At 70.1% G+C, this 24,670-nt stretch carries 22 protein-coding genes and 1 pseudogene; 4 read left to right on the top strand and 19 right to left on the bottom strand.

Annotated elements, in window-relative coordinates:
• Complete coding sequence (locus ACLD0U_RS13975) at nucleotides 1–741, top strand: EAL domain-containing protein (protein WP_206822718.1); 741 nt, start codon at nucleotides 1–3, stop codon at nucleotides 739–741.
• On the opposite strand, the gene ACLD0U_RS13980 is transcribed toward ACLD0U_RS13975, so the two are convergent.
• From ACLD0U_RS13980 to ACLD0U_RS13990, 3 genes are all read right to left on the bottom strand, one after another.
• Nucleotides 703–909, bottom strand: a complete 207-nt coding sequence (locus ACLD0U_RS13980; protein WP_241263490.1) for a hypothetical protein — start codon at nucleotides 907–909, stop codon at nucleotides 703–705. The genes ACLD0U_RS13975 and ACLD0U_RS13980 overlap by 39 nt on opposite strands.
• Nucleotides 906–2,333 (bottom strand): glycosyltransferase family 2 protein, encoded by a 1,428-nt coding sequence (locus tag ACLD0U_RS13985; protein ID WP_410340982.1) that lies wholly within the window; start codon nucleotides 2,331–2,333, stop codon nucleotides 906–908. The genes ACLD0U_RS13980 and ACLD0U_RS13985 overlap by 4 nt, the downstream gene beginning before the upstream one ends.
• Nucleotides 2,334–2,445: 112 nt before the next feature.
• On the bottom strand, nucleotides 2,446–3,525 hold the full coding sequence (locus ACLD0U_RS13990) for a DUF998 domain-containing protein (protein ID WP_410340983.1): 1,080 nt from the start codon (nucleotides 3,523–3,525) through the stop codon (nucleotides 2,446–2,448).
• Nucleotides 3,526–3,684: 159 nt separating this feature from the next.
• Here ACLD0U_RS13990 and ACLD0U_RS13995 point away from each other — a divergent pair, with 159 nt between their 5' ends.
• Complete coding sequence (locus ACLD0U_RS13995; protein WP_206821234.1) at nucleotides 3,685–4,734, top strand: FUSC family protein; 1,050 nt, start codon at nucleotides 3,685–3,687, stop codon at nucleotides 4,732–4,734.
• Nucleotides 4,735–4,800: 66 nt separating this feature from the next.
• On the opposite strand, the gene ACLD0U_RS14000 is transcribed toward ACLD0U_RS13995, so the two are convergent.
• From ACLD0U_RS14000 to ACLD0U_RS14030, 7 genes are all read right to left on the bottom strand, one after another.
• On the bottom strand, nucleotides 4,801–6,189 hold the full coding sequence (locus ACLD0U_RS14000) for a tripartite tricarboxylate transporter permease (protein WP_179409330.1): 1,389 nt from the start codon (nucleotides 6,187–6,189) through the stop codon (nucleotides 4,801–4,803).
• A complete protein-coding gene (locus ACLD0U_RS14005; RefSeq protein WP_206821235.1) occupies nucleotides 6,186–6,614 on the bottom strand; it encodes a hypothetical protein in 429 nt (142 codons plus the stop codon). Before ACLD0U_RS14005 ends, ACLD0U_RS14000 begins: the two co-directional genes overlap by 4 nt.
• 14 nt (nucleotides 6,615–6,628) lie before the next feature.
• Nucleotides 6,629–7,573 (bottom strand): hydroxymethylglutaryl-CoA lyase, encoded by a 945-nt coding sequence (locus tag ACLD0U_RS14010; protein ID WP_179409331.1) that lies wholly within the window; start codon nucleotides 7,571–7,573, stop codon nucleotides 6,629–6,631.
• On the bottom strand, nucleotides 7,570–8,844 hold the full coding sequence (locus tag ACLD0U_RS14015; protein WP_179409332.1) for a hydroxymethylglutaryl-CoA reductase, degradative: 1,275 nt from the start codon (nucleotides 8,842–8,844) through the stop codon (nucleotides 7,570–7,572). The genes ACLD0U_RS14010 and ACLD0U_RS14015 overlap by 4 nt, the downstream gene beginning before the upstream one ends.
• Nucleotides 8,845–9,001: 157 nt before the next feature.
• Nucleotides 9,002–10,789 (bottom strand): helix-turn-helix domain-containing protein, encoded by a 1,788-nt coding sequence (locus ACLD0U_RS14020; RefSeq protein ID WP_410340984.1) that lies wholly within the window; start codon nucleotides 10,787–10,789, stop codon nucleotides 9,002–9,004.
• A 31-nt stretch (nucleotides 10,790–10,820) separates the two neighbouring features.
• Nucleotides 10,821–12,446, bottom strand: coding sequence for a SulP family inorganic anion transporter (locus ACLD0U_RS14025; RefSeq protein WP_410340985.1), 1,626 nt, complete (start codon nucleotides 12,444–12,446; stop codon nucleotides 10,821–10,823).
• Entirely contained in the window at nucleotides 12,443–12,808 is a 366-nt protein-coding gene (locus tag ACLD0U_RS14030; protein ID WP_179409335.1) for an ArsR/SmtB family transcription factor, read from the bottom strand. The genes ACLD0U_RS14025 and ACLD0U_RS14030 overlap by 4 nt, the downstream gene beginning before the upstream one ends.
• 62 nt (nucleotides 12,809–12,870) lie before the next feature.
• On the opposite strand from ACLD0U_RS14030, the pseudogene ACLD0U_RS14035 reads away from it, so the two are divergent.
• Both ACLD0U_RS14035 and ACLD0U_RS14040 read left to right on the top strand, forming a co-directional pair.
• A pseudogene (locus ACLD0U_RS14035) lies at nucleotides 12,871–13,215 on the top strand (zinc ribbon domain-containing protein YjdM); the annotation flags it as partial.
• A 160-nt stretch (nucleotides 13,216–13,375) separates the two neighbouring features.
• Nucleotides 13,376–15,871 carry a DEAD/DEAH box helicase gene (locus tag ACLD0U_RS14040; RefSeq protein ID WP_410340986.1) on the top strand — a complete coding sequence of 832 codons (2,496 nt, stop codon included), beginning with the start codon at nucleotides 13,376–13,378 and terminating at the stop codon, nucleotides 15,869–15,871.
• On the opposite strand, the gene ACLD0U_RS14045 is transcribed toward ACLD0U_RS14040, so the two are convergent.
• From ACLD0U_RS14045 to ACLD0U_RS14085, 9 genes are all read right to left on the bottom strand, one after another.
• Nucleotides 15,849–16,037, bottom strand: coding sequence for a hypothetical protein (locus ACLD0U_RS14045; protein ID WP_410340987.1), 189 nt, complete (start codon nucleotides 16,035–16,037; stop codon nucleotides 15,849–15,851). The genes ACLD0U_RS14040 and ACLD0U_RS14045 overlap by 23 nt on opposite strands.
• Nucleotides 16,038–16,133: 96 nt before the next feature.
• Nucleotides 16,134–16,673, bottom strand: a complete 540-nt coding sequence (locus ACLD0U_RS14050; RefSeq protein ID WP_410340988.1) for a histidine phosphatase family protein — start codon at nucleotides 16,671–16,673, stop codon at nucleotides 16,134–16,136.
• Complete coding sequence (locus ACLD0U_RS14055; protein WP_179409348.1) at nucleotides 16,670–17,752, bottom strand: ABC transporter ATP-binding protein; 1,083 nt, start codon at nucleotides 17,750–17,752, stop codon at nucleotides 16,670–16,672. The genes ACLD0U_RS14050 and ACLD0U_RS14055 overlap by 4 nt, the downstream gene beginning before the upstream one ends.
• A 21-nt stretch (nucleotides 17,753–17,773) precedes the next feature.
• Entirely contained in the window at nucleotides 17,774–19,435 is a 1,662-nt protein-coding gene (locus ACLD0U_RS14060; RefSeq protein ID WP_410340989.1) for an ABC transporter permease, read from the bottom strand.
• A complete protein-coding gene (locus tag ACLD0U_RS14065) occupies nucleotides 19,435–20,472 on the bottom strand; it encodes an ABC transporter substrate-binding protein (RefSeq protein ID WP_179409349.1) in 1,038 nt (345 codons plus the stop codon). The genes ACLD0U_RS14060 and ACLD0U_RS14065 overlap by 1 nt, the downstream gene beginning before the upstream one ends.
• Nucleotides 20,473–20,480: 8 nt before the next feature.
• Nucleotides 20,481–21,287, bottom strand: coding sequence for a metallophosphoesterase family protein (locus ACLD0U_RS14070; protein WP_206822704.1), 807 nt, complete (start codon nucleotides 21,285–21,287; stop codon nucleotides 20,481–20,483).
• Nucleotides 21,284–21,955, bottom strand: a complete 672-nt coding sequence (locus ACLD0U_RS14075) for a tyrosine-protein phosphatase (RefSeq protein WP_410340990.1) — start codon at nucleotides 21,953–21,955, stop codon at nucleotides 21,284–21,286. The genes ACLD0U_RS14070 and ACLD0U_RS14075 overlap by 4 nt, the downstream gene beginning before the upstream one ends.
• Before the next feature lie 164 nt (nucleotides 21,956–22,119).
• Complete coding sequence (locus ACLD0U_RS14080) at nucleotides 22,120–22,950, bottom strand: MurR/RpiR family transcriptional regulator (protein WP_179409352.1); 831 nt, start codon at nucleotides 22,948–22,950, stop codon at nucleotides 22,120–22,122.
• 81 nt (nucleotides 22,951–23,031) lie between these two features.
• Nucleotides 23,032–24,540, bottom strand: coding sequence for an SDR family NAD(P)-dependent oxidoreductase (locus ACLD0U_RS14085; protein ID WP_206822703.1), 1,509 nt, complete (start codon nucleotides 24,538–24,540; stop codon nucleotides 23,032–23,034).
• Between the last annotated feature and the right edge of the window lie 130 nt (nucleotides 24,541–24,670).

The following is a 24,670-nucleotide window of genomic DNA, read 5'->3' on the forward strand; positions in this document are numbered from 1 at the left end:
GTGATCTCGCGCGGTGGACCTGGCTCTGAAGGAGTGCCGGTCGCACACAGCGCCGTGTTCCAGCCGATCGTCGATCTGGCCGAATGGCGCGTCGTCGGTTGTGAGGCACTCGCGCGTTTCGCCGACGGGCGTTCCCCCGTGCAGCATCTCGATGACGCCGCCCGATGCGGCGAGCAGACTGTGCTCGAGATCGCCTTGATCCGCACCGCGGTCGTCGCCGCAGCGGCACTGCCCGACGGCCTGTTCGTCACAGTGAACGCCGCGGGTGCAACGTTTCGGCATCCGGCATTGCCCGACGTCCTGGCGGGGCTTCGCCGCCCGTGGGGGCTGGAGCTGACCGAGGGTCCCACCGACGTTGATCTGGCCGAGATCCGCGCCCTCGTGACGGACCTCGGTGGCATGCTGCTGGTCGACGACGCCGGCACGGCCGACGCCGATGCCGCGCGCATCCTCGCCGCGCGTCCAGACATCGTCAAGGTCGACCGCGCCCCGTTCTGGGAGATCGTGGCGGATGCCGACGCGCGCGCCCGTCTGGAACCGGCGCTCGCGGCGTCGCGCGAGGTCGGCGCACCACTGGTCGTCGAGGGTATCTCGCAGCCCGAGCACCTCGATGTCGCGCGCGGCCTGGGAGCACGTCTTGGCCAGGGCTTCCATCTCGGGATGCCCACGCCCGCCCCCGAGCTGGGCAGGGAGCTTTCCGAACTACGGCGCCGCATCGGGGTGGATGCTCCGGGTCTGTGACCTGCGGTTGGCGCCGGTGCGGCGTCCCCATCGGATCTTCGGCGTCATCTTGATCACGCCGAGCACGACGTAGATCACGGTGTTGATCGCGACGAACGTGGCCAGCACACCGAACCAGTCGGTGTACAGCAGGCTCTCGGGCAGCAGAATCCCGGTCGGCGCGATCATGACGCCACCTCCTCGGGCGCGTGCTGCACGTGTTTCCAGGTCGCTCTGCGGCCGAAGGCGATCTCGACGACACCCTTGAGGAACGCGAGGTTCAAGAAGCAGTCGTAGACCAGCTCGGGAAAGATCAGCAGTGCCAGCACGCGAGCCCGCCATCCGCCGCGCCACGCGGTGACCATCCGCTCGACGGCGAACAGCAGACCGATGCACAGCCAGAACGGGAACCACACCCAGGTGTCCATCGCCAGCACCATCAGCAACAGCAGGGCGAAGTACGCGAACAGGGCGATCACGCCGTAGCCGATCGCGATCTGCTGCGCCCAGTACCGCATCGTCTGCGGTGTCACGCCGTAGGCGCCCAGGTTCTCGAGCGCGCCGCGCTGCCACCGCAGCCGCTGGGCCCACAGCATCCGCCACGTCGGCATCAGCTCGGTGATCACGGTGCAGCCCTTCGGCGAGACGGTGAGCCCGCCGAGCGACTTGATGGCGATGGTCAGCTCGTTGTCCTCGGTGAGCGCGACGGTGTCGTAGACCTCGCCGGGCTTGCCCGGCAGGTCACGGCCGCGCGCGTCGGCGACCGCGCGCAGAGCGGATGCCCGGAACACCGACGCCGTACCGGTGAGGACGAACACGCGCCCGTCGCGTCGGCTGATCTCGCGCCGGTACCGGGTGTACTCGTTGCGCTGGAACTGGCCGAGCAGCCCATGCCCCTCTTCGCCCTCGAACAGGCCGCCGACGGCCATCAGCGCGCGGTCGTCGGTCAGCCGGCGGGTGGCCTCGGCGATGAAGCCGGTTCCGATCTGACTGTCGGCGTCCATCACCAGCACGCAGTCGTTGTCGCCCATGCTCGGCAGCAGGTCGGTGAGCGTCTGGTTGAGTGCGCCGCCCTTCTTGTGGGCGTTGTCGACGGTCTCGAAGACATCGGCGCCGTGGGCGCGCGCGACCTCGACAGTGCGGTCGGTGCAGTTGTCGGCCACGACGAGCACGCGCAGCGGCGCCAGCGTCTGCTCACGCAACGACGTCAACGTGTGGGGCAGCGACGCCTGCTCATTGTGCGCGGGGATCAGCACCGTCACGGTCACCTCACCGGCGAAGACCCCGCGGGTGCGTGCCATGACGGTCTGCGGGGCGAGTGTGAGCCGTGTCACCTCGACCCCCGCGCGGCGATAGCGATTGGCGACCACGCGCTCGCCCACCACGACGAACAGCACCAGGATCAGCGCGATCGCCAGCGCGACGGCGAGCACGCCGAGATCGGGCAGTTGGGTGTTGTACACGACATCCCAGATGCCCGAGAGCGTGACGTGCGCGGGCTGCCACATCGACGGCGGGTCGGTGACGGCGATGCCCCACCACAGCAGTCCCGCGGCGAGCGCCACGATCAGGACCACCGCGAGGCCGACGGTCCGCTGGAAGAACCGGTTCACGCGCGCACTCCACTCCGGTACCCGAAATGGCACCGTATTTCCGCGCGTCCCCACCGCTTCACCACCAACAATGCCATCTTCTGCGCTGGGAAGCCGAACGTTCGGTGAGAGGTTACGCCGGGTGGGGCGTGCGCGCCTCGGTACGCAGTGGCGACCCCGTGTGCGAAGGCCGCGATCGGGTGGGGCCGAGAATGGCCAGAACACGGGCGAAGGTCGTCATCCACAGCAGCACCAGGCCGATGACGATGCTCTCCAGAGCGGTGACCGACATCAGTGAGAACGCCACCGTCATGACCACCGCGACGGCGACCAGCACGACCAGCACCGTCGTGATCACCCGCAGCATCCGCCCACCCGCGAGCACGCGGGCCGACAGCACCACCGCCACCACGATCAGCACCATCGTGCCGACCGCGAGGATGTCGTGCGCGGTCGGGAACCTGTTGATCGGCAGCAGGCCGACGGCGGCCAATGCGGTGCCCGACACCACCCAGGCCAGTGCCACGACGGCGATGCGTCGCAGCATCCGATCCCCATACAGGCGGTGCAGATCGCGCCCGATGTACAGGCCGGTCGTGGCGACGAGCATGCCCGCGATCACGAGCGTGCCGTTGAAAGCCCAGCCGCCACCTCCCGAACCGAGCTGCGAGAAGTTGCGCTGCCACCAGGTCGGGTCGGCGGCGGTGATCATCGCGAACAGCGTGCCGATGATCAGGAAGGCGAACAGCAGCGCAGCGATGTCGCCGGTGCGCAGCTCGATACCCGCGTCGAATGCCAGGCGCCCGCCCACGGCGGCCGCGACACCGACGATCAGGCCACCGCCGATCGGCGAGAGCTCGAGACCCTGCAGTCCGGTGCCGATGATCTCACCGGCCAGCAGCACGCCCAGTCCGGCGACCCCCGCGATCGCGATCGTCACGGCGATCGCCGCGACGTCAGAGATGACGGCCTGCCAGCGCGGCATCGGGAACGTCTCACCGCGTCGATGCATGAGCGTGCTGACGACGAACGCACCGGCGGTGATCACACCGGTGATCAGGGCCGTCGGTACGATCACCGACCCCTCGCCGGTGAAAGGACGCGCCGTGCCCCACAGCGCGGCGAGACCGGCGACGGCACCGAGCACGAAGCAGAACAGCGTCGCCCACAGGGCGCGCGCCTGAGCGTGCAGCAGTCGCTGGGTGTTGTCCACGTCTCTTATCGAACCATGTCTCTTGTCGAGCCCTTTCCCGCCGACACCCCCACCTCGCGTCGACACCCCTACCTGTTGACGCCCACAGCACGGGGTGTCGACGGCAGCTGGGGGTGTCAATGACTGCGGGGCGCCGGTGACCACGACTACCGTGAAGGTATGCGACTGCCGTCCGCGATCCGCGCCCCGCAGCGGGGTCCTCTGCTGCAGGTGCTGAAGTCGGCCGCCGCGACGATCGCGGCGTGGCTGCTGGCGGGCTGGCTGGTCCCCGGGCAGCTGCCGGTGTTCGCCGCGATCGCCGCCCTTCTGGTGGTTCAGCCCAGCGTCAACCAGTCGCTCGCCAAGGCGCTCGAGCGCAGCGCCGGGGTGGTCGTCGGCGTGGTGATCGCCGTACTGCTGACCATGCTGCTCGGCTCGCAGCGGTGGGTGGTGCTGACCGCGGTGGTCGTGGCGATGCTGGTCGCCTGGGCGCTTCGTGCGTCTCCGGGAACCGGCAATCAGGTCGCCATCTCGGCGCTGCTCGTGCTCGCCCTCGGCGCTTCTGACCCCGCCTATGCCGTGGAGCGCATCATCGAGACGCTGATCGGCGCAGCGATCGGCTTCATCGTGAACATCGCCATCGTTCCCCCGGTGCTCGCGGCCCCCGCGCGGCGGGACGTGATCATGCTGGGGCGCGAGGTGGCGGCCTCGCTCGACCGCCTGGCCGATGCCCTGCCGTCGGTGCGCACCGGACCGCAGCTGCACGAGCTGATGCTGCAGGTGCGCCTGCTGCGGCCGATGAAGGTGTCGGCCGACGAGTCGTTGCACGCCGCCGACGAATCGCTGTCGCTGAATCCGCGTCGCTCTCGCCACCGCGATGACCTGGTCGACATCCGCGCACTGCATGATCGGCTGTCAGCGATCGTGACGCAGGTGATCGGCATGACGCGGGCGTACTTCGACCACTACGACGATGCCCTCGCCGACGATCCCGCTGTGCAGGCCATCGCCGAGCAGCTGCACCGTGCGGGCCACGACGTGCGTCTCGCGGTGCAGAACCTCGCGCATCAGGCCTCGGATGCCCGCGACCCGGCCATGCCGGAGACATCGGTGATCCCGGCGCTGACCGCCCCCTTGGTGGTGCGGCCGCCGGCATCCGATCACTGGATCCTCGTGGGATCGCTCATGGAAGATCTGCGGCGCATCCACAACGAGCTGGCCGGCGACTGATCCGCCGGAATGCGACAGGGCTCCCCGTGCGACGCACGAGGAGCCCTGTCACCCCGGGGGGGTCGATCAGGCGAACAGGGCCGTGACCGCCGGAACTGTGAGCACCGCGACGTAGTAGCCCATGAACTGCACACCCGTGTGCATGTGGAACATGCGGTTGAGCAGGCCACCGACGAGACCGATGCTGATCGCCACCAGCAGCGCGACCACGCCACCTTCGTAGAGGCAGATCACGGCAATCAATCCGGCGAAGGCGCCGATGATGGCCTCGTGCGAGACCTTCTTCATGATCCAGGCCGCAGCCTTGTGGGCCTGCGTCATCGCGAACGGATACGTGATGATCAGGGCGATCAGCACCGCCGCGAGGCCGAACACCAGGAACTCCCACGGCCCGAGCATGTCGTGCAGGTTGTTCGTCTCGCCGGTCTCGGCGTTGATGGTGAACACCGGCGGGGCGTTGAACAGCGGGTTCGCGGGCCCGGCGGCCATGGGCGAGAGCGGCAGGCCGATGGCGATCAGCGGGATGAGCGTCTCAGCGATGTAGGTCGACTCGGTCGTGCCGTTCTTGACGGCCATCATCGTGGTCAGACGACGGTAGCCGTTCTTGATGCGGCCGCCGAACATCTCACCCATCAGCACGGTCATCGCCACCGGCGAGAACACGAACGTCGCGCTGGAGATCACCGCGGCTCCCGCCGTGCCACCCAGCTGGGTGCGGTCGAGCACGCGCATCGGGTTGGGCATGCGTCCCTTCCAGGTGCGCACATCGGCGGCCAGCTCGAACGACCGCGGAGCGTCGCGCTTGAGGCCGGCACGACCGGCCGGGCTCGACGCCAGGAACAGGTCGAGGATGAGCGGTCCGATCGCGATGCCCAGGAAGAAGCTGATCGACAGGCCCTTGCCGAGGGCGCCGACGGCGAAGTTCTGCAGACCCACCACCACGAGCACGAACGGGATGAGAGCGATCAGTGCCGCCCAGCGTCCCTTCGACAGCACGGCGATGAGCAGCGCTGCGGCGAGGAACAGCCACGGTGCGACCGCGCTGATCGCCTCGGAGAACGGCGTGAGCACCCATGCGAAGAACACCGCCATCGGCACCGCGATGACCGCGGCGATCACACCGCCCGAGATCGCCTTGCGCAGGGCGATGTGCGGCACGCCCAGCTCGCGCAGCATCTGCGCGTCGCGCAGCAGCGGTGCGGCCATGGTGTCGCCCGGGATCCCCAGCAGGGTCGTCGGGATCGCATGGGTGATGTGCTTGGCGGCGATGGATGCCATGAAGAAGGCGAACACGCCCGCCGGCGGCACGCCGAGCAGGATCACCAGCAGGGTCAGCGGAGCGATCGTGGCGGTCTCATCCGTTCCCGAGACGAGGCCGATCAGGGCGAAGACGATCGTTCCGACCAGGGCCATGCCGAGCGCCCACAGGGTGGGTTCGAGCAGCGTGTCGATCATCGTGCGGCCTCCTGACGGGCCTGGTTCTTGCGATGCTGGGCGAGCAGATCGTCGTACAGCCCGAGTTCCTTGACCTCGGCCAGCGCGGCGGCCGGCAGCTCGTCGGGGTTGCCCAGCGGGCCGAGCTCTGCCTCGATGGCGTCCATCGCGTCTTCGCGACCGCCGGCAGCGGCGGCACCGACGGTGACCACTCGCTTGGGCTTGAAGATGTTGGCCGCGATCACGGCGGCGACGATGCAGGCCGCCAGGCCCGTCACCAGGGCGTAGGAGCGTCCGACGGCGTCACCGTCGGTGAGCTGGGCGAAGCCCCACTCGGCGAAGAGGTAGACGGGTACGGCGATGCCGACGCCCAGGCCGATGGCGCCGAGCAGGTGCCGGCTGTCGACCGTGTCGCCCCACACCTCCAGCAGTCGTTGCTGTTGCACGGGTAGTTCCTTTCTCAGCGGCTCAGCGCCGTCGCGACGCGTGACGTGGGCGCCTTGCCCAGCGCCCGGGTGAGCCAGATGCTCGTTTCGGTGAGGGCATCGAGGTCGATGCCGGTGCGGATGCCGAGCCCTTCCAGCATCCACACGAGGTCGTCGGTGGCGAGGTTGCCGGTCGCCGACCGCGCGAAGGGGCATCCGCCGACGCCGCCGGCGGCGGCGTCGAAGACGCGCACGCCCTCTTCGAGGCCGGCGTGCACGTTGGCGACGGCCATGCCGTAGGTGTCGTGCATGTGCAGGGCGATCTCGCCCACGGGAATGCCCGAGTCGACGAGAGCGCGCACGATCCCGCGCACCTGCCCCGGCGTCGCGACGCCGATCGTGTCGCCGAGCGAGAGCTGTTCGACACCCCACGAACGCATGACGGATGCCAGACGCACGACCTCGTCGGTCGCGACCGCCCCTTCCCACGGGTCGCCGAACACCATCGACAGATAGCCGCGCACCCGCACGCCATCGGCGATGGCTCGCGCGACGACCTCGCCGGCCGCCGTCTCCATGGTCGCCCGGGCGGCGCCGAGGTTCTGCTGCGAGAACGATTCGGTGACGCTGAGGAACACGGCGATGTCGTCGGCACCAGCGGCGCGGGCCAGTTCGTATCCGCGCAGGTTCGGAACGAGCACGGGCGTGCGCACGTCGAGCGCCGCGGTGCGGGTGAGAACCTCGGCCGAGTCGGCCATCTGCGGCACGCGGTCGGCGCGCACGAAGCTGCCCGCCTCGATGATCCGCGCCCCGGCCTGCGCGAGCCGCTCGATGAGCTCGACCTTGGTGTCGGCGTCGAGGGTGACGCTCTCGGCCTGGAGTCCGTCGCGCGGGGCGACCTCCCAGATCTCGACCGTGTCGACGTCGATGCCCGGGTCGGCCTGCGTCATGGGCAGGCCGAGCTGGCGCACCGCGCTCATCGTGCGCGCAGTTCGGCGAGCACCGTCTCGGCGACGTCGACGCGCACGGCCCGGCGCGCGACGAGTTCGGCGGCGACGTCGTCGACCTCGGTGCCGGTGGCCCCGGCGGCGACGGCGATGTTGCGGGCGTGCAGCCCCATGTGTCCGCGCTGGATGCCCTCGGCGGCGAGCGCACGCACGGCGGCGACGTTCTGTGCCAGCCCGATCGCGCAGATGATCTCGCCGAGCTCACGTGCGGTGGTCACCTCGGTCATGGCGACGCCCGCACGGGCCGTGGGGTGCGACTTGGTGGCTCCGCCGACGAGCCCGACGGCCATGGGCAGTTCGAGGGTCGCGACGAGGTTGCCGGCGCTGTCCTTCTCGAACCGCGACAGGGCCCGGTACTGTCCGTCGCGGGCGGCGTAGGCGTGCGCGCCCGCCTCGACCGCGCGGGTGTCGTTGCCGGTGGCGAGCACGACGGCCGAGATGCCGTTCATGATGCCCTTGTTGTGGGTCGCGGCGCGATACGGATCGTCATAGGCGAGTGCGGCACCGGCGATCATGTCGTCGATCACCTGCGGGCCGCCGATCTGGTCGGGGGCGATGGCGATGCGGGCGCGGGTGATGCGCATGTCGGCGAGGTTGGTGAGGATGCGCAGCAGCGACCGGCCCTGGGCGATCTCGGCCAGCAGCGGGGCGATGGCCTCGGCCATGGTGTTGACGGCGTTCGCGCCCATCGCGTCGCCGACGTTCACCACGAGATGCACGATGAGGTGGTCGTCGAGCAGGCCGTGCACGGTGCGCACGATGAGGTCGCGGGCGCCTCCGCCGACCTCGACCAGCTTGGGGTCCTGGGCGTTGGCGAGGGCGAGCACGTCGTCCTTGCGCTCGAGGATCCGTGCGCGGGCGCCCTGCGGATCGGCGACGTCGAGCAGCTGCACCTGGGCCTGCATGACCGGCTCGGACGACGTGGCGGTGACGCCGCCGAGGGTGCGCGACATGCGGGCGATGTTCGAGGCCGCCGCGACGACGCTGGGCTCTTCGGTGGCCATCGGCACGAGCACCTCGCGGCCGTTGAGCACGAGGTTCGTGCACACGCCGACGGGGATGCCGATCTGTCCGATGACGTTCTCGACCATGCGATCGGCCTGCGCCATGGTCAGCGCCTCGTCCGAGGTGGGGTCCAGTGCGGTGAGCAGTTCGGGCTGCCCGCCGATCGCGTCTGTCACTGCGGTGCGCCGGTCGGCGATGCTGAGGTTCCGCAGTCCGCTGAGCCGTGATGTCGTGGCCACGTCGTCGTCCTTCCTTGTGAGCGGCCGGACGGCTCCCGGTGGGCGCCGTTGCCGGACCGGCGGAGCACCGTTCGGGTCGGGCCCTCCGCCAGATCGACAGCCAACCAGTGCGGTGCGCGCCAGAACAGGTGCGATTCGCACACTGTTGGGCGCTTGACTATGTCTGTTCGAGTGCTCTGCGCGCCTGCTCGACCCGCACGGCCATCTCCAGCCGGAAGCGGGCCTCGGGCGAGTCGAGCACGGGGCCCAGCATCTGCCGCAACCGGGCGATGCGCTGGGCGAGGGTGTTGACGTGCACGTGCAGCTCGCGGGCGGTCGCCGCGAGCTGCCACCGCTGATCGAACAGCGCCACGAGCGTCGCGAACAGCATGGTGCCCTTGGCGGCATCCCAGTCGACGACCGGATGCAACATGCTGTCGACGAAGCGGGCGAGCCGCGCCCCGTCGCCGTGGAACAGCGGCGCGTAGGGGGCCAGCACGGCAGCATCCATCCGTCCTCGGCGAATGCCGAGACCGTGCGCGAGGCGCGCGGTGAGTCCGATGTCGCGTACCGCGTCAGCGGCCTCGTCGAGGTTGCGGGCGCGACCGAACACCAGCAGCGCGGCATCGACGCCGCTGGTCGCCTCGGCATCGGTCACCGCCGGTTCGGGGTCGCCGGGGGCGAGCACGGCGATCCCGTCGCCGTGAGGCGCGACCAGCCAGTCCGTGCGCAGACGCAGGCGACTGAGCAGGGATGCGCGCTGTTCGGCGGCGCACGTCACCACCAGGGCGGTCCAGGGTGCGGCGATCGGATGCCCGCGCCCGGCCGCCCGCGCCAGCGCCGCCTCTCGGCGCGCCGGGTCGGCCAGCAGTTCTGCGGCCAGTTCGCCCCGCACGCGCTCCTCGGCGTCGGCGAGCGCGTCGCGGCGCAGCAGCACGAGCGCTGCGGTGAGCGCCGACCGCTCGACGGTGCGCCGTTCGACGGCCGTCAATGGTTCACCGGCGCGCTCGACCAGCAGCGCTCCGCTGACCTCGGTCGCGCCGAGGATCGGCGCGACGAGTTCGATCGGCCCGTCGTCGAGCACGGTGCTGTGTCCGCCATCACCGGAGGCCCGGATCACCTGCCCGAGGGGGTCGCCGCCCTCGACCGCGCGCCGCAGGGTGACGCGGCGCCCGAGCGCGTCGGAGAGCGCCGCGGCGATGCCCTCGGCATCATGGCCGGTCACCGCCAACCGGGTCAGTTCCTCGTGCAGTCCCGCCGCCCATTCGGCTTGACGCTGGCGCACGGCGGCCTGTTCGGTGGCATCGGTGGCCCGCCCGAGCAGCCGGGCGAGATGCAGCACCAGCGCGGCGTGCCCGGCGAAGGCCGACAGGAGCGAGATCTCGTCGGGCCGGTGCGCACGTGCGTCGCGCCCGGCGGTGAAGAGCACACCCAGCACCTCGCCCTTGACCACCAGTGGGGCGCCGAGCATCGAGCGCAGCCGCTCCTCGTGCACGATGGCGTCGATCGTCGGGTCGTGCGGAACCGAGGTCAGCGTCGTGTAGTCCTCCACCCACTGCGGGTGGCGGGTGTGCACGGCGCGGCTCGCGAGCCCGACCCCGGCCGGTACGACCATGCCCAGAAAGCGCGACGAGATCGTGCCGCTCGCGGCGCGCACCCGCAGCTCGTCGCGCGTCGGGTCGTAGACCGACAGGTAGGTGACATCGCCCGCGATCAGCTCGTGCGCGTGATCGACGATGCGCTGCAGCATCAGGTCGGCGTCGGGTTCGGCGAGCAGTTCACGGGTCGACGACATCATCACCCGCAGTTCGGCGCTGCGCTGGCGCAGCCCCTCGACGCGATACGCGAGCTCGACCAGGGCATCCGCGGTGGCGGAGTCGGTTCCGAGGGCGGTGCGGATGCGATCGGGCTCGGGCGTCGCGCCGTCGCCGATCGCCCGCAGGATCGCCGTGAGATCGGAGCTCATCCCTCCATTCTCGCCGGTGCGGCACAGCGGTTCATGACCGGGAGACATGACTGCGTGCGTGCGCGATCGCCGCATCGAGGTCGTCGAAGAGGTGATTCTGGTGCCGCAACGACGACAGCACGCCGACCCGCTCGGCGAGGGGCAGATGCTCTGCGGGGATGCCCTTGATGAGCACCGTGATGCCGCGGCGCTCGAGCGATCCGATCAACTCGGTGATCACCTGCGCCCCCGTGGCGTCGAGCATGCGCATCTGCGCCATGCGGATCACGACGACCTCGATGTCGTCGAGTGCGGCGACGCGTTCGAGCATCCGTTCGGCGGCTCCGAAGAACAGGGCCCCTTCAAGGCGGAACAAGGCGATGCGCTCATCGCCGGGCTGCGAGGGCGCTGGCAGCTCTTCGCGATGCACACCACTGGCCTTTGCCAGCTGACGCAGGGCGAAGAACCCGGCGGCCAGCAGGCCGATGAGCACGGCATAGATCAGGTCGACACTCACAGTGACCACGGCGGTCACGACGAACACGGCGGCATCGGCACGCGTGGATCGCATGACGGTGCGCACCGTGGCGGGGGTGATCATGCGTACCGCGGTCACCATGAGCACACCGGCGAGGGCGGCCAGGGGGATGTGGGCGACAACCGCGGCACCGACCGAGGCGATCGCCAGCAGGAGCAGGGCGTGCACGATGGCGGCCATGCGGGTGCGCGCACCGGATCGCACGTTGACGGCGGTGCGGGCGATGGCGCCGGTGGCGGGCATGCCGCCGAACAGGCCGGCGGCGATCGACGCGAGCCCCTGCCCGACCAGCTCGCGATCCGCGTCGTACGGGCCGGTGTCGGCGAGGGTCGCAGCGACCCGCACAGACAGCAATGACTCGATGGCTGCGAGCGCGGCGACCGCCACCGCCGGGCCGATCAGCGCCAGGGTCGTCGCCACGTCGATCGTCGGAAGGGTCGGTGACGGCAGCCCGGCGGGCAGTTCGCCGATCGTGTCGACGGGGAGCCCCGCGACGGCGGCGATGAGAGAGGCGGCGACGATCGCCAGCAGCGACCCTGGGAAGCGCGGATGCACGCGCATCGAGATCACCATGATGATGACCACGGCCGCTACGAGCAGCAGCGACCAGGTCGCCTTCGGCCAGGACAGCGCGCCCAGCGACTGCACCGCGGCGATGAGAGCGTTGGTGCTCTCGCCGGGCGGGGCACCCGTGGCGGTGGGCACCTGCTGCAGAAAGATGATGGCGGCGATGCCGAGGGTGAACCCCTCGATCACGGGCCATGGAATGTAGCCGACGGTACGCCCCAGGCGCAGGGCGCCCGCGGCCAGGACGAGCAGACCGGCCATCAGGCAGATGACGGCCAGCGCGCTGGCGCCGTGCACGGCGAGGATCGGCGCCAGCACCACGACCATGGCGCCGGTCGGCCCCGAGACCTGCACGTGCGACCCGCCGAACACGGCGGCGACGACCCCGGCGATGATGACCGTGACCAATCCGCTCTCGGCGCCGGCGCCCGAGCTGACGCCGAAGGCGAGGGCGAGGGGCAGCGCCACGATGCCGACGGTGACGCCCGCGAGCAGGTCACCGCGCCAGGTGCGGGGCAGGTCGCGGTAGTCACCGACCGACGGCAGCAGAGTGCGGGGTGACCAGGCGCTCATGGGCGAGGTGTTGTGATGTGCGGGAGGTGCTCGCTCTCGACGAGCTGCTGCTGCGTGGTGTGCAGAATCTCACCGAGCAGTTCGCGGGCGACGTGCAGCAGGTCTGCCACCTGCGGGTAGGCCAGGCGGTAGAACACCAGGCTGCCCCGGCGCTCGGAGACGACCAGGCGGTTGCGGCGAAGCACGGCGAGATGCTGCGAGACGTGCGAGGGCTCGAGTTCGACGACGCGCAGCAGGTCACTGACGGTGGCCTCGGGTGTGCCCGAGAGCACCTCGAGGATGCGGATGCGGATCGGGTGGGCCAGCCCCTTGAACAGTCCTGCCTTGACCTCGTACAGCGGGCGGTTCGGGTCGCTGAGCATGAAGGCCTCTCTTGCACGGGCAGTGATCTGACGGATTCATCATATCGCGATACCATCGAGGCATGGCTGACTCCCTTCCCCCGTGCCCCGACTGCTCCAGCGAGCACACTTATGAGATGGGCGCCCTGCTGGTGTGCCCGGTGTGCGGACACGAATGGGCACCGCAAGAGAGCGCTGCGACACCGGACGACGGGCCCGTCCAGCGGGTCGTCAAAGACGCCGTGGGCAACGTGCTGTCCGACGGTGACACCGTCGTGGTGACCACCTCGATCAAGGTCAAGGGGTCGCCGCAGGGCATCAAGGCGGGCACGAAGGTGCGCGGCATCCGCCTGATCGATCCCGTCAACGGCCACGACATCGACTGCCGCGTCGAGGGCTTCGGGGCAATGTTGCTGAAGTCGAGCCTGGTCAAGAAGGCCTCATCGGCGAGCCCCTCTGCACACAACTCCGGAGAAACCACGGCTGATCCCGCGCCAGCGGGCCTCTGCGCCCCGGAACGGGGCATTTCTCCGGAGCTACGAACGGCGAACGGCGGCGACCCGCACGGGATGAAAGGATCGAGACATCATGGTTCTCGATCCCACTCCCCTGCGCGACGCCGATGCGGACGCCATCTACCTGGCCTTCGTCGAGTGGGCGGAGTCGACCGGCATCAGCCTGTACCCGGCGCAGGACGAGGCGGTCATCGAGATCGTCTCGGGCCAGAACCTGATCCTGTCGACCCCCACCGGCACCGGCAAGTCTCTGGTGGCGATCGCCGCGCACTTCGCCGCGCTCGCCGATGACCGCACCACGTTCTACACGGCACCGATCAAGGCGCTGGTGAGCGAGAAGTTCTTCGCCCTGGTCGACGTCTTCGGCGCCGAGAACGTCGGCATGATCACGGGCGATTCCTCGGTCAACGCCGATGCGCCGATCATCTGCTGCACGGCCGAGATCCTCGCCAACCTCGCGCTGCGCGAGGGCGCGGATGCCGACATCGGCCAGGTCGTGATGGACGAGTTCCACTTCTACGGCGACCCCGACCGCGGGTGGGCCTGGCAGGTGCCGCTGCTCGAGCTGCCGCAGGCGCAGTTCGTGCTCATGTCGGCGACGCTGGGCGATGTCAGCGAGCTGGCATCCGACCTCACCCGCCGCACCGGACGCGAGACGGCAGTCGTGACCGGCGTCGAACGCCCCGTGCCGCTGCACTTCTACTACGAGACGACCCCGATCCACGAGACGATCGACGACCTGCTGCAGACCGGCCAGGCACCGATCTACATCGTGCACTTCTCTCAAGCAGCGGCGATGGAGCGCGCCCAGGCACTGGCCAGCGCAAAGGTCGCCACGCGCGAGCAGCGCGACGCCATCGCCGACCTCATCGGCGGATTCCGTTTCACCACCGCATTCGGCAAGACGCTGTCACGGCTGCTGCGACTGGGCATCGGGGTGCATCACGCGGGCATGCTGCCCAAGTACCGGCGACTGGTCGAGCAGTTGGCGCAGCGCGGCATGCTGCGGGTCATCTGCGGCACCGACACGCTCGGGGTGGGTATCAATGTGCCCATCCGCACGGTGCTGCTGACCGCGCTGACGAAGTTCGACGGCAAGCGGATGCGGCAGCTCAACGCCCGCGAGTTCCATCAGATTGCGGGGCGTGCGGGACGTGCGGGCTACGACACCGCGGGCACGGTGGTGGCGCAGGCGCCCGAGCACGAATCCGAGAATCTCGCCGCGCTCAAGAAGGCGGGCGATGATCCGAAGAAGAAGCGCAAGATCATCCGCAAGAAGGCTCCCGACGGTTTCGTGTCGTGGGGCGAGCCGTCGTTCCAGAAGCTCGTGGGGTCGCAGCCCGAAACGCTGACCTCGCACATGCAGATCACGAGCGCGATGATCCTGAACGTCATCGCGCGCGGCGGCGACGTGTTCGGCAATATGCGTGCGCTGGTATATGAGAACCACGAGTCGCGTTCGACACAGCGGATGCTAGCGGTGCGCGCCCTGGGGATCTACCGCACCCTGGTGCAATCGGGCATCGTCGAGAACGTCGACGGTCAGATCCGCCTGACGGTCGACCTGCAGCCGAACTTCGCGCTGAACCAGCCGCTTTCGCCGTTCGCGCTGGCGGCGTTCGAGCTGCTGGAACCCGAATCGGCGACGTTCGCGCTCGACATGATCTCGATCGTCGAGGCAACCCTGGATGACCCGCGCGCCGTGCTGGGCCAGCAGGAGTTCCTCGCCCGCGGCGAGGCGGTTGCCGCGATGAAGGCCGAGGGTATCGAGTACGACGAGCGCATGGAGCTGCTCGAGCAGATCACGTACCCGAAGCCGCAGGAGGAACTGCTGAGCGCGGCCTTCGACACCTTCAGCGCATCGCAGCCCTGGATCCGCGACTTCGAGCTGCACCCGAAGTCGGTGGTGCGCGACATGTACGAGCGAGCCATGTCGTTCGGGGAATATGTCGCCTACTACAAGATCGCACGGTCAGAGGGCGTCGTGCTGCGATACCTGTCGGATGCCTATCGTGCGGCCTCGCAGACGATTCCCGAGCACCTCAAGAACGACGAGCTGCACGACCTGATCGAGTGGCTGGGCGAGCTGATCCGCCAGGTCGATTCGAGCCTGCTCGACGAGTGGCAGGAGTTGATCGACGGTACCGATAATGGCGCCTTCGACCGGCCCGGTGACGAGGCGGTGGTGCCGCCGGCCCCCAAGCGACTGACGGCGAACACGCGGGCGTTCCGTGTGCTGGTGCGCAACGAGATGTTCCGTCGTGTGCTGCTCGCGGCGCGCGAGGACGTCGAGCAGCTGGCCTCGCTCGATGCCGACTTCGGTGCCGACGGGTGGAACGACGCACTCGATGCCTACTTCGCCGAGCACGACGAGATCCTCACCGACGCCGACGCCCGCAGCCCGCAGCTGCTCCTGATCGAACAGGGCGCGAGCACCTGGACGGTGCGCCAGATCCTGCACGACCCGGCGGGCGATCACGACTGGGGCATCACGGCGACCGTCGACCTGGCGGCATCCGACGAGGCCGGCGAGGCCGTCATCGCCGTCAGCGGTGTCGATCGCCTCTGACCGCGCTCACCCCGCCGAAGCGGTGCATTCGCTCGAGCGCATGTCGCTCGCGTTTGACGCGGACGTAGCTCATGAGGCCGGCGATCCCCAGGATCAGCATGGCCATGAAGCCGGTGAACAGCCACTCCGGCGGTCCGAAGACCAGCGCAGATGTCGCAAGAAGCATACGATCGCCCTCCTTTGGGTACCGATGCGTGATTCCTGCCAGATTGCCACAGCGTGGGCGTTCCGGAAAGGGTCACTCGGCCCCTGAGGGCGATCGCTACTCGGTGAGGAACCGGGCCGTGAACCGGCCCGCTTTTTCGGCTTCGAGCATCACGATCTGTCCGTTCAGAATGCGCGGGCACGGGCTGCCGGTGAGCGTCTCGACGCCGACGCGCAGCAGCGTGCCGTGGGCGACGACGATGCTGTTGCCCCGTCGCGCGGCGATCTCGGCGAGTGCCGAACCCGCGCGCGCGGCGACGGCGTCGAGCGGTTCCGCGTCGGGATAGCCGCCGTCCGGCCAGCGTTCGTGCACCTCGCTCACGGCGAGGCCTTCGGCGGCGCCGTAGTCGCGTTCGATCAGCCGGTCGTCGATTTCGCGCGCCACGCCCGTCACGTGCTCGCCGATGCGGTCGGCAGTGTCGACGGCTCGGCCGAGGGGCGAGGCGATCAGGTGCATCCACTCGGCGCGAGCCAGCAGGGTCCCTGCGGCGTCCGCCTGCGCCTGCCCGTGGTGATCGAGCGGCACCTCGGTGCGGCCCTGCATGCGGCGGGCGAGGTTCCACGCGGTGCGGCCGTGACGCACGAGGGCGACGGTCATGCGCTCACCAGCGTCGGCGCGGCAGACGCGGCCGCGTCGAGCGACTCGGCCGGGTAGACCACGACACGGTCGACGTCGACGCGCACCGTCTGTCCCACCGCCAGGCGGATGCCACGGGTGCGCGCGCGCAGCGTCACTCCGGCCCAGTCGATGACGGCGTCGCCGCCGTCGGGCGTGTACAGCGACGAGCGCACGACCGCGTCACCGGCATCCGAGGGGGTCACGGTGACCGCGGCGGGCAGGATCGCCGCGGTCGCGCGTCCCGCCGCCGGCATGGAGGCGTCGCGCGGCACGGACAGCGGATGCCCGTCGGCCTGGAAGCCGGCGTCGCTGAGCACTCCATCGACGAGCGTGGCGTCGGAGAGGAAGCGCGCGACGAAGCCGCTGGCGGGCCGGGTGACCAGCTCGTCGGGTGCGCCGACCTGCTGGATGCGCCCACCGTCGAGCACGACCACCCGGTCGGCGAGCGCCAACGCCTCGGCACGGTCGTGCGTGACGTGCACGACCGTGAGTCCGAGTTCGCGCGTGAGGGTCTGCAGTTCGAGGCGCAGCCGGTCGCGCAGGGGCTCGTCGAGGGCCGAGAGCGCTTCGTCGAGCAGCAGCACGCGCGGGCGTGCGACCAGGGCACGCGCCAGTGCGACTCGCTGGCGCTGCCCGCCCGAGAGCGTTGCGGGGTCGCGCTTCTCGTAGCCGGCGAGTCCGACCAGGTCGAGTGCTTCGGCGACACGCGTCTTGCGCTGATCGCGCGGCACGCCGGCGCGACGCAGCGGGTATTCGACGTTGCGGCCGACGTTCCAGTGCGGCCAGACGGCGTGCTGCTGGAACACCATGCCCAGTTCGCGCTGCTCGGGCGGCACGAACTGCGCGTCGCCGGCGACGGTGCGGTCGCCGATGCGCACGGCTCCGCTGGTGGGTGTGAGGAACCCGGCGATGGTGCGCAGCAGGGTGGTCTTGCCCGAGCCGGACGGCCCGACCAGGGCGACGAACTCGCCGTCGGCGATGGTGAGGTCGATGCCGACCAGGCCGCTGGCCCCGGATGGGTAACGGACGGATACGGAGTCGAGGGTGACGGATGCCATGGTGGCCTCTCAGGTTGTCTCTCAGTTTGTGTCTCTGGGCCGGCGCGTGGCCAGTCCGATCACGGCGATGCCGGCGACGGCGACGACCAGCGACCATGCGGCCGCGGTGTTGTAGGCGCCCGCCTGCTGGAAGTTGAAGATCGCCACGCCCAGGGTCTGCGAGCCCGGTGAGAGCAGCAGCACCGACAGCGTGAGCTCGCGCACGGCGGTGGCGGCGACGACGACGGCTCCCGAGATCGCTGCGGGCAGGGCCATGCGCGACGAGATGTCGATCAGGGCGCGCAGTCGCCCGGCGCCGGCGACGCGGGCGGCCTCTTCGGCGCTGGACGGCGTGCTGGCCAAGGGCCCGGACACCGACTGCACCACCAACGCGGTGAACGAGGTGATGTACGCGGCCAGGATGAGCCACGGGGTGTTGAACAGGCCGATGCGCGGGGCGATGATGAGCCACGCGACTGCGATCACGATGCCGGGGATGGCCTGCGGCAGCATCGCGACCGGACCGAGTCCCCGCGTCCACCGGGTGCGCACGCGGGTGGTGACCACGCCGATGGCCAGCCCGAGCACGCCGCAGATCAGGGCTGCGCCGGTGGCGAGCATGATCGAGTTGGCCGCCCCGTCGAGGGCGGTGCTCGAGGTGAGCGCCTTGGCGAAGTTGTCGAGGGTGAGGTTCTCGGGGGTCAGCGGCAGACCGGGCGCGCGCAGCAGGGTCTGGGTGAGCAGGGCGAGCAGCGGCAGCAGGGTGATGCCGAGCACGACGGTCCACATGACGATGCCGAGCGGCGTGCGGGCGCGCCCCAGCGGCAGCGGTTGTACGGGCGTGCTCGAGGCGTCGAGCTCCCACCCGCTGCCCTTGACCAGGGCGTTCAGCACGAGTGCGCCGATGGCGAGCACGAGCAACACGACACCGATGGTGGCGACCACGGCGAGGGGTTCGTCGACCGTGCCGGACTGCAGGTACCGGTAGACCAGAGTGGCGAGGGTGACGTAGCGCTCGGGCAGGCCGATGATCGAGGGGATGCCGAAGTCGGCCAGGTTTCCGACCGCGATCAGCAGGAACGACGACAGCAGCGCGGGCCGCAGCAGCGGCACGGTGACGCTGAACATGGTGCGTGCGGGTCCGGCGCCGGAGATGCGGGCGGCCTGTTCGAGGTCGGAGGGGATGCGTCGCAGTGCGGCTGAGACGATGAGCATCGCCAGCGGGTAGCTGTGCACGGTCAGCAGCATGATGACGCCGTCGGCGCCGTAGATCGACCAGAGCGGACCGCCGAAGTGCTCGCGCCACCAGAGGTTGAGGGGACTTGCCGGGCCGGCGACGCCGAGCCATGCGATCGCACCGACGAACGGGGGCATCAGCAGTGGGGTGAGGGCGATGATGCGCAGAGCGCCGCGGTGGCGCAGGTCGGTGCGTTCGAGGATGAGCGCGAAGGCGGCGCCGATGGCGACCGCGAACAGGGCGGATGCTGTCGCCGAGACGAGGCTGTTGATGCCGGCTTCGACGACGTCGCCCTGCAGCAGGACGTTGAGCTGGGATCCACCCGCGGAGAGGGCGAGGATCGCTCCGAGGGGTACCAGGATCAGTGCGCCGCACGCGACCCAGAGGGTCACGGTCAGGGCACTGACCCCGTCGAGGCCCCGGGCCCGGCCAATGGCCGGACCCGGGGCGATGGCGATGGTGCTCACTACTGGAACAGCTCCCGGAAGGTCTCGACGGCGCCGGGCTGGGTGGCGCGGATCGTCTCGAGCTCGGGGGCCAGCAGCGCGATGTGCTCGAGCTCAGGGGCGCCCTCGGGGCTTCCGACGTCGCCGCGCACCGGCAGGTAGGACTGCTCGACGGCGAGCTTCTGGCCGTCAGCGCTGACCAGGAAGTCGACGAACGCGCGGGCCGCGTCGGCGTTCTCGGTGTCCGAGAAGATGCCGGCGGGCTGCGAGACGAACGGCACACCCTCGCTGGGGTACGACACGGCGATCGGCGACCCCTGGGCGGCGAGCTCGCGCACCAGGTAGTCGACGACGATGCCGATCGGCTGGGTGCCGGTGGCGACGGCCTGCGAGACGGGGCCGTTGCTGTCGGCGATGACGGGGCGGTTGGCGGCGAGCGCCGTCATCCACTCCTCACCCAGGGCGTCCTCGTCGAGCCAGACGGCCGCGTTGTAGGCGGCTGCGCCCGACACGTCGGGGTTGGGCATGACGATGCGGTCGGCGTAGTCGGCTGCGGTGAGGTCGGCCCACGAGGCGGGGACGTCGGCCGCGTCGACCATCGACGTGTTGTAGGCGATGACGGTCGGGATGATGCGGGTGCCGACGTAGAAGCCCTCGGGGTCGACGACGGCGGGGTCGAGAGCATCGACGTCTGCGGGCGTGTGCTCGAGCAGCATGCCGTCAGCGGCGTAGTTCTCGAAGGTCGCGGCGTCAGCGGCGAGGAAGACGTCGGCCTGGATCTTGCCGGTCTCCTTCTCGGCGGCGACGCGGGTGGTCAGGTCGCCGGTGCCGGCGCGGAACACCTCGACGGTGATCTCGGGGTGCACCTCGTTGAAGGCCTCGACGAGTGCGTCGGCCTTCTCCTGCGGCTCCGAGGTGTAGAGCGTGATGGTGGTCGACTCCAGCGCGCCGGCCGACGGCTGGGCGTCGTCGGCGGTGGACGCGGTCGAGCAGCCGGTGAGGGCGAGTGCGGCGACGCCGAGGACGGCGAACGCTGCGGGGCTGTGCGAGCGGAACATGGGTTTCCTTATCTGTGCAGGGTTGGGGGTACAGCGACGGAGGATGAGAAGAGCGGGGTGGGCGTCTCGAGGCTGACGCTGGTGGCGGTGACGGCATCGGCGTGCAGGTGCACGACCGAGAACATCGCGCGGTCGTGCCCGCTGATGCGGTCGGCACGGCCGTCCATCACCTGGTGATAGGCGAGGGAGGGCCCCACCATCACGGGGATGTCGCGCACGTGCGCGGCGAGCGGGTGGTGGAAGTGCCCGGCGAGCACAGCACGAGTGTCGGTGCCGACGAGGATGTCGAGCAGCTGCTCGGCATCGCGCAGGCCCGCCTTGGCGAGCGTGGGCAGAGGGGAACCGAGGGGCGGGTGGTGCACGGCGACGACCGTGCCCTCGCCGTGCGGGGTGGCGAGCTCGTCGGCGAGCCACTGCCGCTGGGCGGCGCCGAGTTCGCCGGAGGACGAGTCGAGCAGCACGAAGCGGATGCCATCGACGAGCACCGTGCGGTGGTGGGAGTGCTCGTGTCCGTCGAGGGTGCGCGCGGCCTCGGTGTCGTCGTGGTTGCCGATGATGGTGAGCACGGGTGCCTGCACTGCTTCGCGCAGTTCAGCCACCGCGTCGCGGAGGGCTCCGTACGCGCCGGGGTTGCCGCGCTGGGCGAGGTCGCCGGTGATCAACACGGCCTCGGGCGTCATCTGCGAAGCGCGCACGTAGTCGCCGACGGCGCGCAGCCGAGCGATGCCGTCGACGGCGTCGTACAGCAGGCCGCGCTCGGTGACGTGCACATCGCTGATGTGCAGCACGGTCGAGCGTCCGGTTGCGCGGCTCATCGGGCATCCTCGTTCTTGTGACGCAGCCGGGTGAGCTGCGCGTCGGTCAGGCCGTGGCGGGCGAGGTACGCGCCCGCGCCGCCGAGCTCGTCGATGATCGCCAGTGCGTGCACGATCGCCTCGCGGGGGCTTTCGAGGTGTAGACGCAGCGCTTCGGCGCGCTCGGTCTCGGGCAGCGCCAGCACGAGGTCGCGCACGGCGGGTTCGCGCACCGGGCGCACGTGCTCGGCCGAGAGCACGTAGTCGTCGACGATGGCATCCGCGCTGTCGCCGGCGGCGAGGCGCGCGAGCGCGACGACGAGGCCGGTGCGGTCCTTGCCGGCGGTGCAGTGCACGAGCGCGGCACCCTCGGTGTCGGCGATCAGGGCGACGGCCGCGGTAAGCGCGCCGCCCCGCTCACGCAGCATGAGCGTGTAGATGTCTTCGAGACGGCCGGACGCCGGCGGCTCGGCGCCGTAGATGCCCGCCTGCTGTACGGGGATGTCGTGCGAGCGGACGCCGGCTTCGGAGGGCTCGCGCAGGTCGACGATCGTCGTGACACCCAGGTCGCGCAGCGCGCGCACGCCGTCGGCGGTGACGTTCTCGGGGGCGCCGGTGCGTACGAGCCACGGCTCGGTGGGGCTGGTGGCCCTCACGTTGAAGAGCCCGTCGATGGCGATCGTCTGCATGTGCACCCTCTTGATTTCGCGCGTTTCACCGCGCTTGGAATCTCGTTACATGGGAACCATCACAGCCGCAGGTGTACGGCAGGTGAAGCACACGCGACCGATCAGAGAACGCCCCAGAACCGGCTGGAGCGCGGACCTGCGGGTGCGCGCGAAGGCGCCTTCGCTCAGTCCTCGCTGAGCGCGTCGGCCACGACGTGCCGCAGATCGGCGACGTCGGCATGACGGGCGTCGCCGGCGAGCGCGCCGTGCAGCGTGTGCAGCACGACGGTGTGCCCCAGCCGCGCGAGGTAGGGGTCGAGGTCATGGGCCGAGCCCACCGGCCCGGTCGCGATCACGATGTCGGCGAGCCGCCCGAGCGGCGAGCGGGAGTAGCTGGTGACCAGCACGACGGTCGCTCCGCGTTCGGACGCGGCCGTGCAGGCACGCAGCGTCTGCACGTTGGCGCCCGAGTAGCTCAACGCCAGGCACACGTCGTCCGCCGAGAGGGAGTGCACCGCGAACTGCTGGGCGAGCGGGTCGACGGGCGCTTCGACGGCGCGCCCCACACTGCTCAGCCGCATCGCGAGGTCCTGCAGTGGCGGCCCCGAGAACCCGTTGCCGACGAGCACGACACGACGCGCACCGCGCAAAGCGGCGGTGGCGGCCTCGACGCGTTCGGGGTCGACGCTCTCCTGGGCCAGGCGCAGCGCATCCACCGCATCATCGAAGGTGCCGCCGGCGGCGACCGGGTCGCTGTCGCGGGGAGTCAGCGGCGCCGAGCGGGCGAGTTCGAGCCGCAGGTGCTGGAACCCGCGGAACCCGAGGCTCTGGCAGGCGCGGATCACCGTGGCCGTCGAGGTGCCGGCCGCCGCCGCGAGCTCGGCGGCCGACCAGTCGACGACGTCGTCGGGTCGCTCCATGATGACCGCGGCGACCCGGCCCTCGCTGGGACCGAGTGCGGATGCTGACGCGCGCACGCGCGCATGAACGCTGAGGTCGGGTCGGACGATGCTCATCGCCGGGCTCTCCGCTGCGGTGTCGTGGTTCCGCTGGTCATAGCGGCACAGCGTAGCGGGTTCAGGCGACGCGCAGGGAAATCACCAGGGGCTGGGCTTGTAGTCCTTCAGGAAGACGCCGTACAGGTCGACTCCGGCCTCGCCCTGCACGATCGGGTCGTACACACGGGCGGCGCCGTCGACGAGGTCGAGGGGCGCATGGAATCCCTCTTCGGCGAGGCGCACCTTGGTGTAGTGCGGCCGCTCATCGGTGATCCACCCCGTGTCGACCGCGGTCATCAGGATGCCGTCGGTCTCGAGCATTTCGCCGGCACTGGTGCGGGTGAGCATGTTCAGCGCCGCCTTGGCCATGTTGGTGTGCGGGTGCCCCGGGCCCTTGTATCGGCGCGAGAACTGGCCCTCCATGGCCGAGACGTTCACGACGTAGGTGCGGCGGGCGGTCGAGGCCGCCATCGAGGCCCGCAGGCGACTGATCAGCAGGAACGGCGCCGTCGTGTTGCACAACTGCACCTCGAGCATCTCGAGCGGATCGACCTGCTCGACCGACTGCACCCAGCTGTTGACGCGATTCACGTCGGGCACCAGCCCGCCGGCGTCGATGGCCGTGCCGTCGGCGTGCTTCTGCAACGACGACGAGCCGGGGGCCATAGCCAGGCGCGCGAGGTCTTCGGCCGTCAGGGCCTGACCGCCCTGCTCGGCGACGGTGCCGCCCAGCGCCGCCACAGAGAGCAGCGGATGCGCGTCGACCGAGGCCTGCAGCGCCTGCGGGTGCGGATCGGCGGTGTGCCCGAAGGTCTCCATCTCGGGCAGCGGTCCATCCGGGAGCGGCTGCAGTTCAGCATCCGCCAACAGTGAGTACGCACCCGGCGAGCGGCGCACGGTCTGCGCGGCGTTGTTGATGAGGATGTCGAGCGGCCCCTGGGCCGCGACCGAGTCGGCCAGGCCGATCACCTGCGCCGGGTCGCGCAGGTCGATGCCGACCACGCGCAGCCGGTGCAGCCAGTCGGCAGCATCCGGCAGCGCCGAGAACCGGCGCACGGCGTCGCGCGGAAAGCGCGTGGTGATCGTGAGGTGCGCGCCGTCGCGCAGCAGGCGCAGGGCGATGTGCATGCCGATCTTGGCGCGACCGCCGGTCAGTAGGGCGCGGCGACCGGTCAGATCGGTGCGGGCGCTGCGCTTGGCGTGGCTGAACCGCGCACAGTCGGGGCACAGCTGGTGGTAAAACGCGTCGACGAGCGTGTACGGCTGCTTGCAGATGTAGCAGTTGCGGGGCTTGAGCAGCTCGCCCGCGATGGGGGCGTCGACGACGCTGGAGGCGAGATCGTTGCCGCGCGTCTCGTCATCGATGCGGTCGGGGGCTCCGGTCGCGGTGCGCGCGACAACGGCCTTGTCGGCCTCGGCGATCGCGTCGCGGATCTCTTTGCGGCGGGCACGTTTGACGGCCTTGAACATGTTCGCGGTCGCGCGTCGGACGGCGATGTAGTCAGGATGCTGCTGATCGACCTTGTCGAGGTCGCCGAGCACCCGCAGCGTGGTCGCGAGGTCGTCGGGGTCGATGCCGGACGGGGATGCAGAAGAGGCATCGGTCATTGGGCCGATTCTACGCGGGGGCGCTGGGGGAAGGCCGTACGCGAGTTCGCCTGCTGTTCATCTGGCGTGAACAGTCCGGTCACAGCGCACGGGCACAGTCATGTATGCGCATACACCGCTCCCTGATGTA

The organism is Microbacterium sp. 2216-1, from assembly GCF_046507855.1.
GTDB lineage: Bacteria > Actinomycetota > Actinomycetes > Actinomycetales > Microbacteriaceae > Microbacterium > Microbacterium esteraromaticum_C.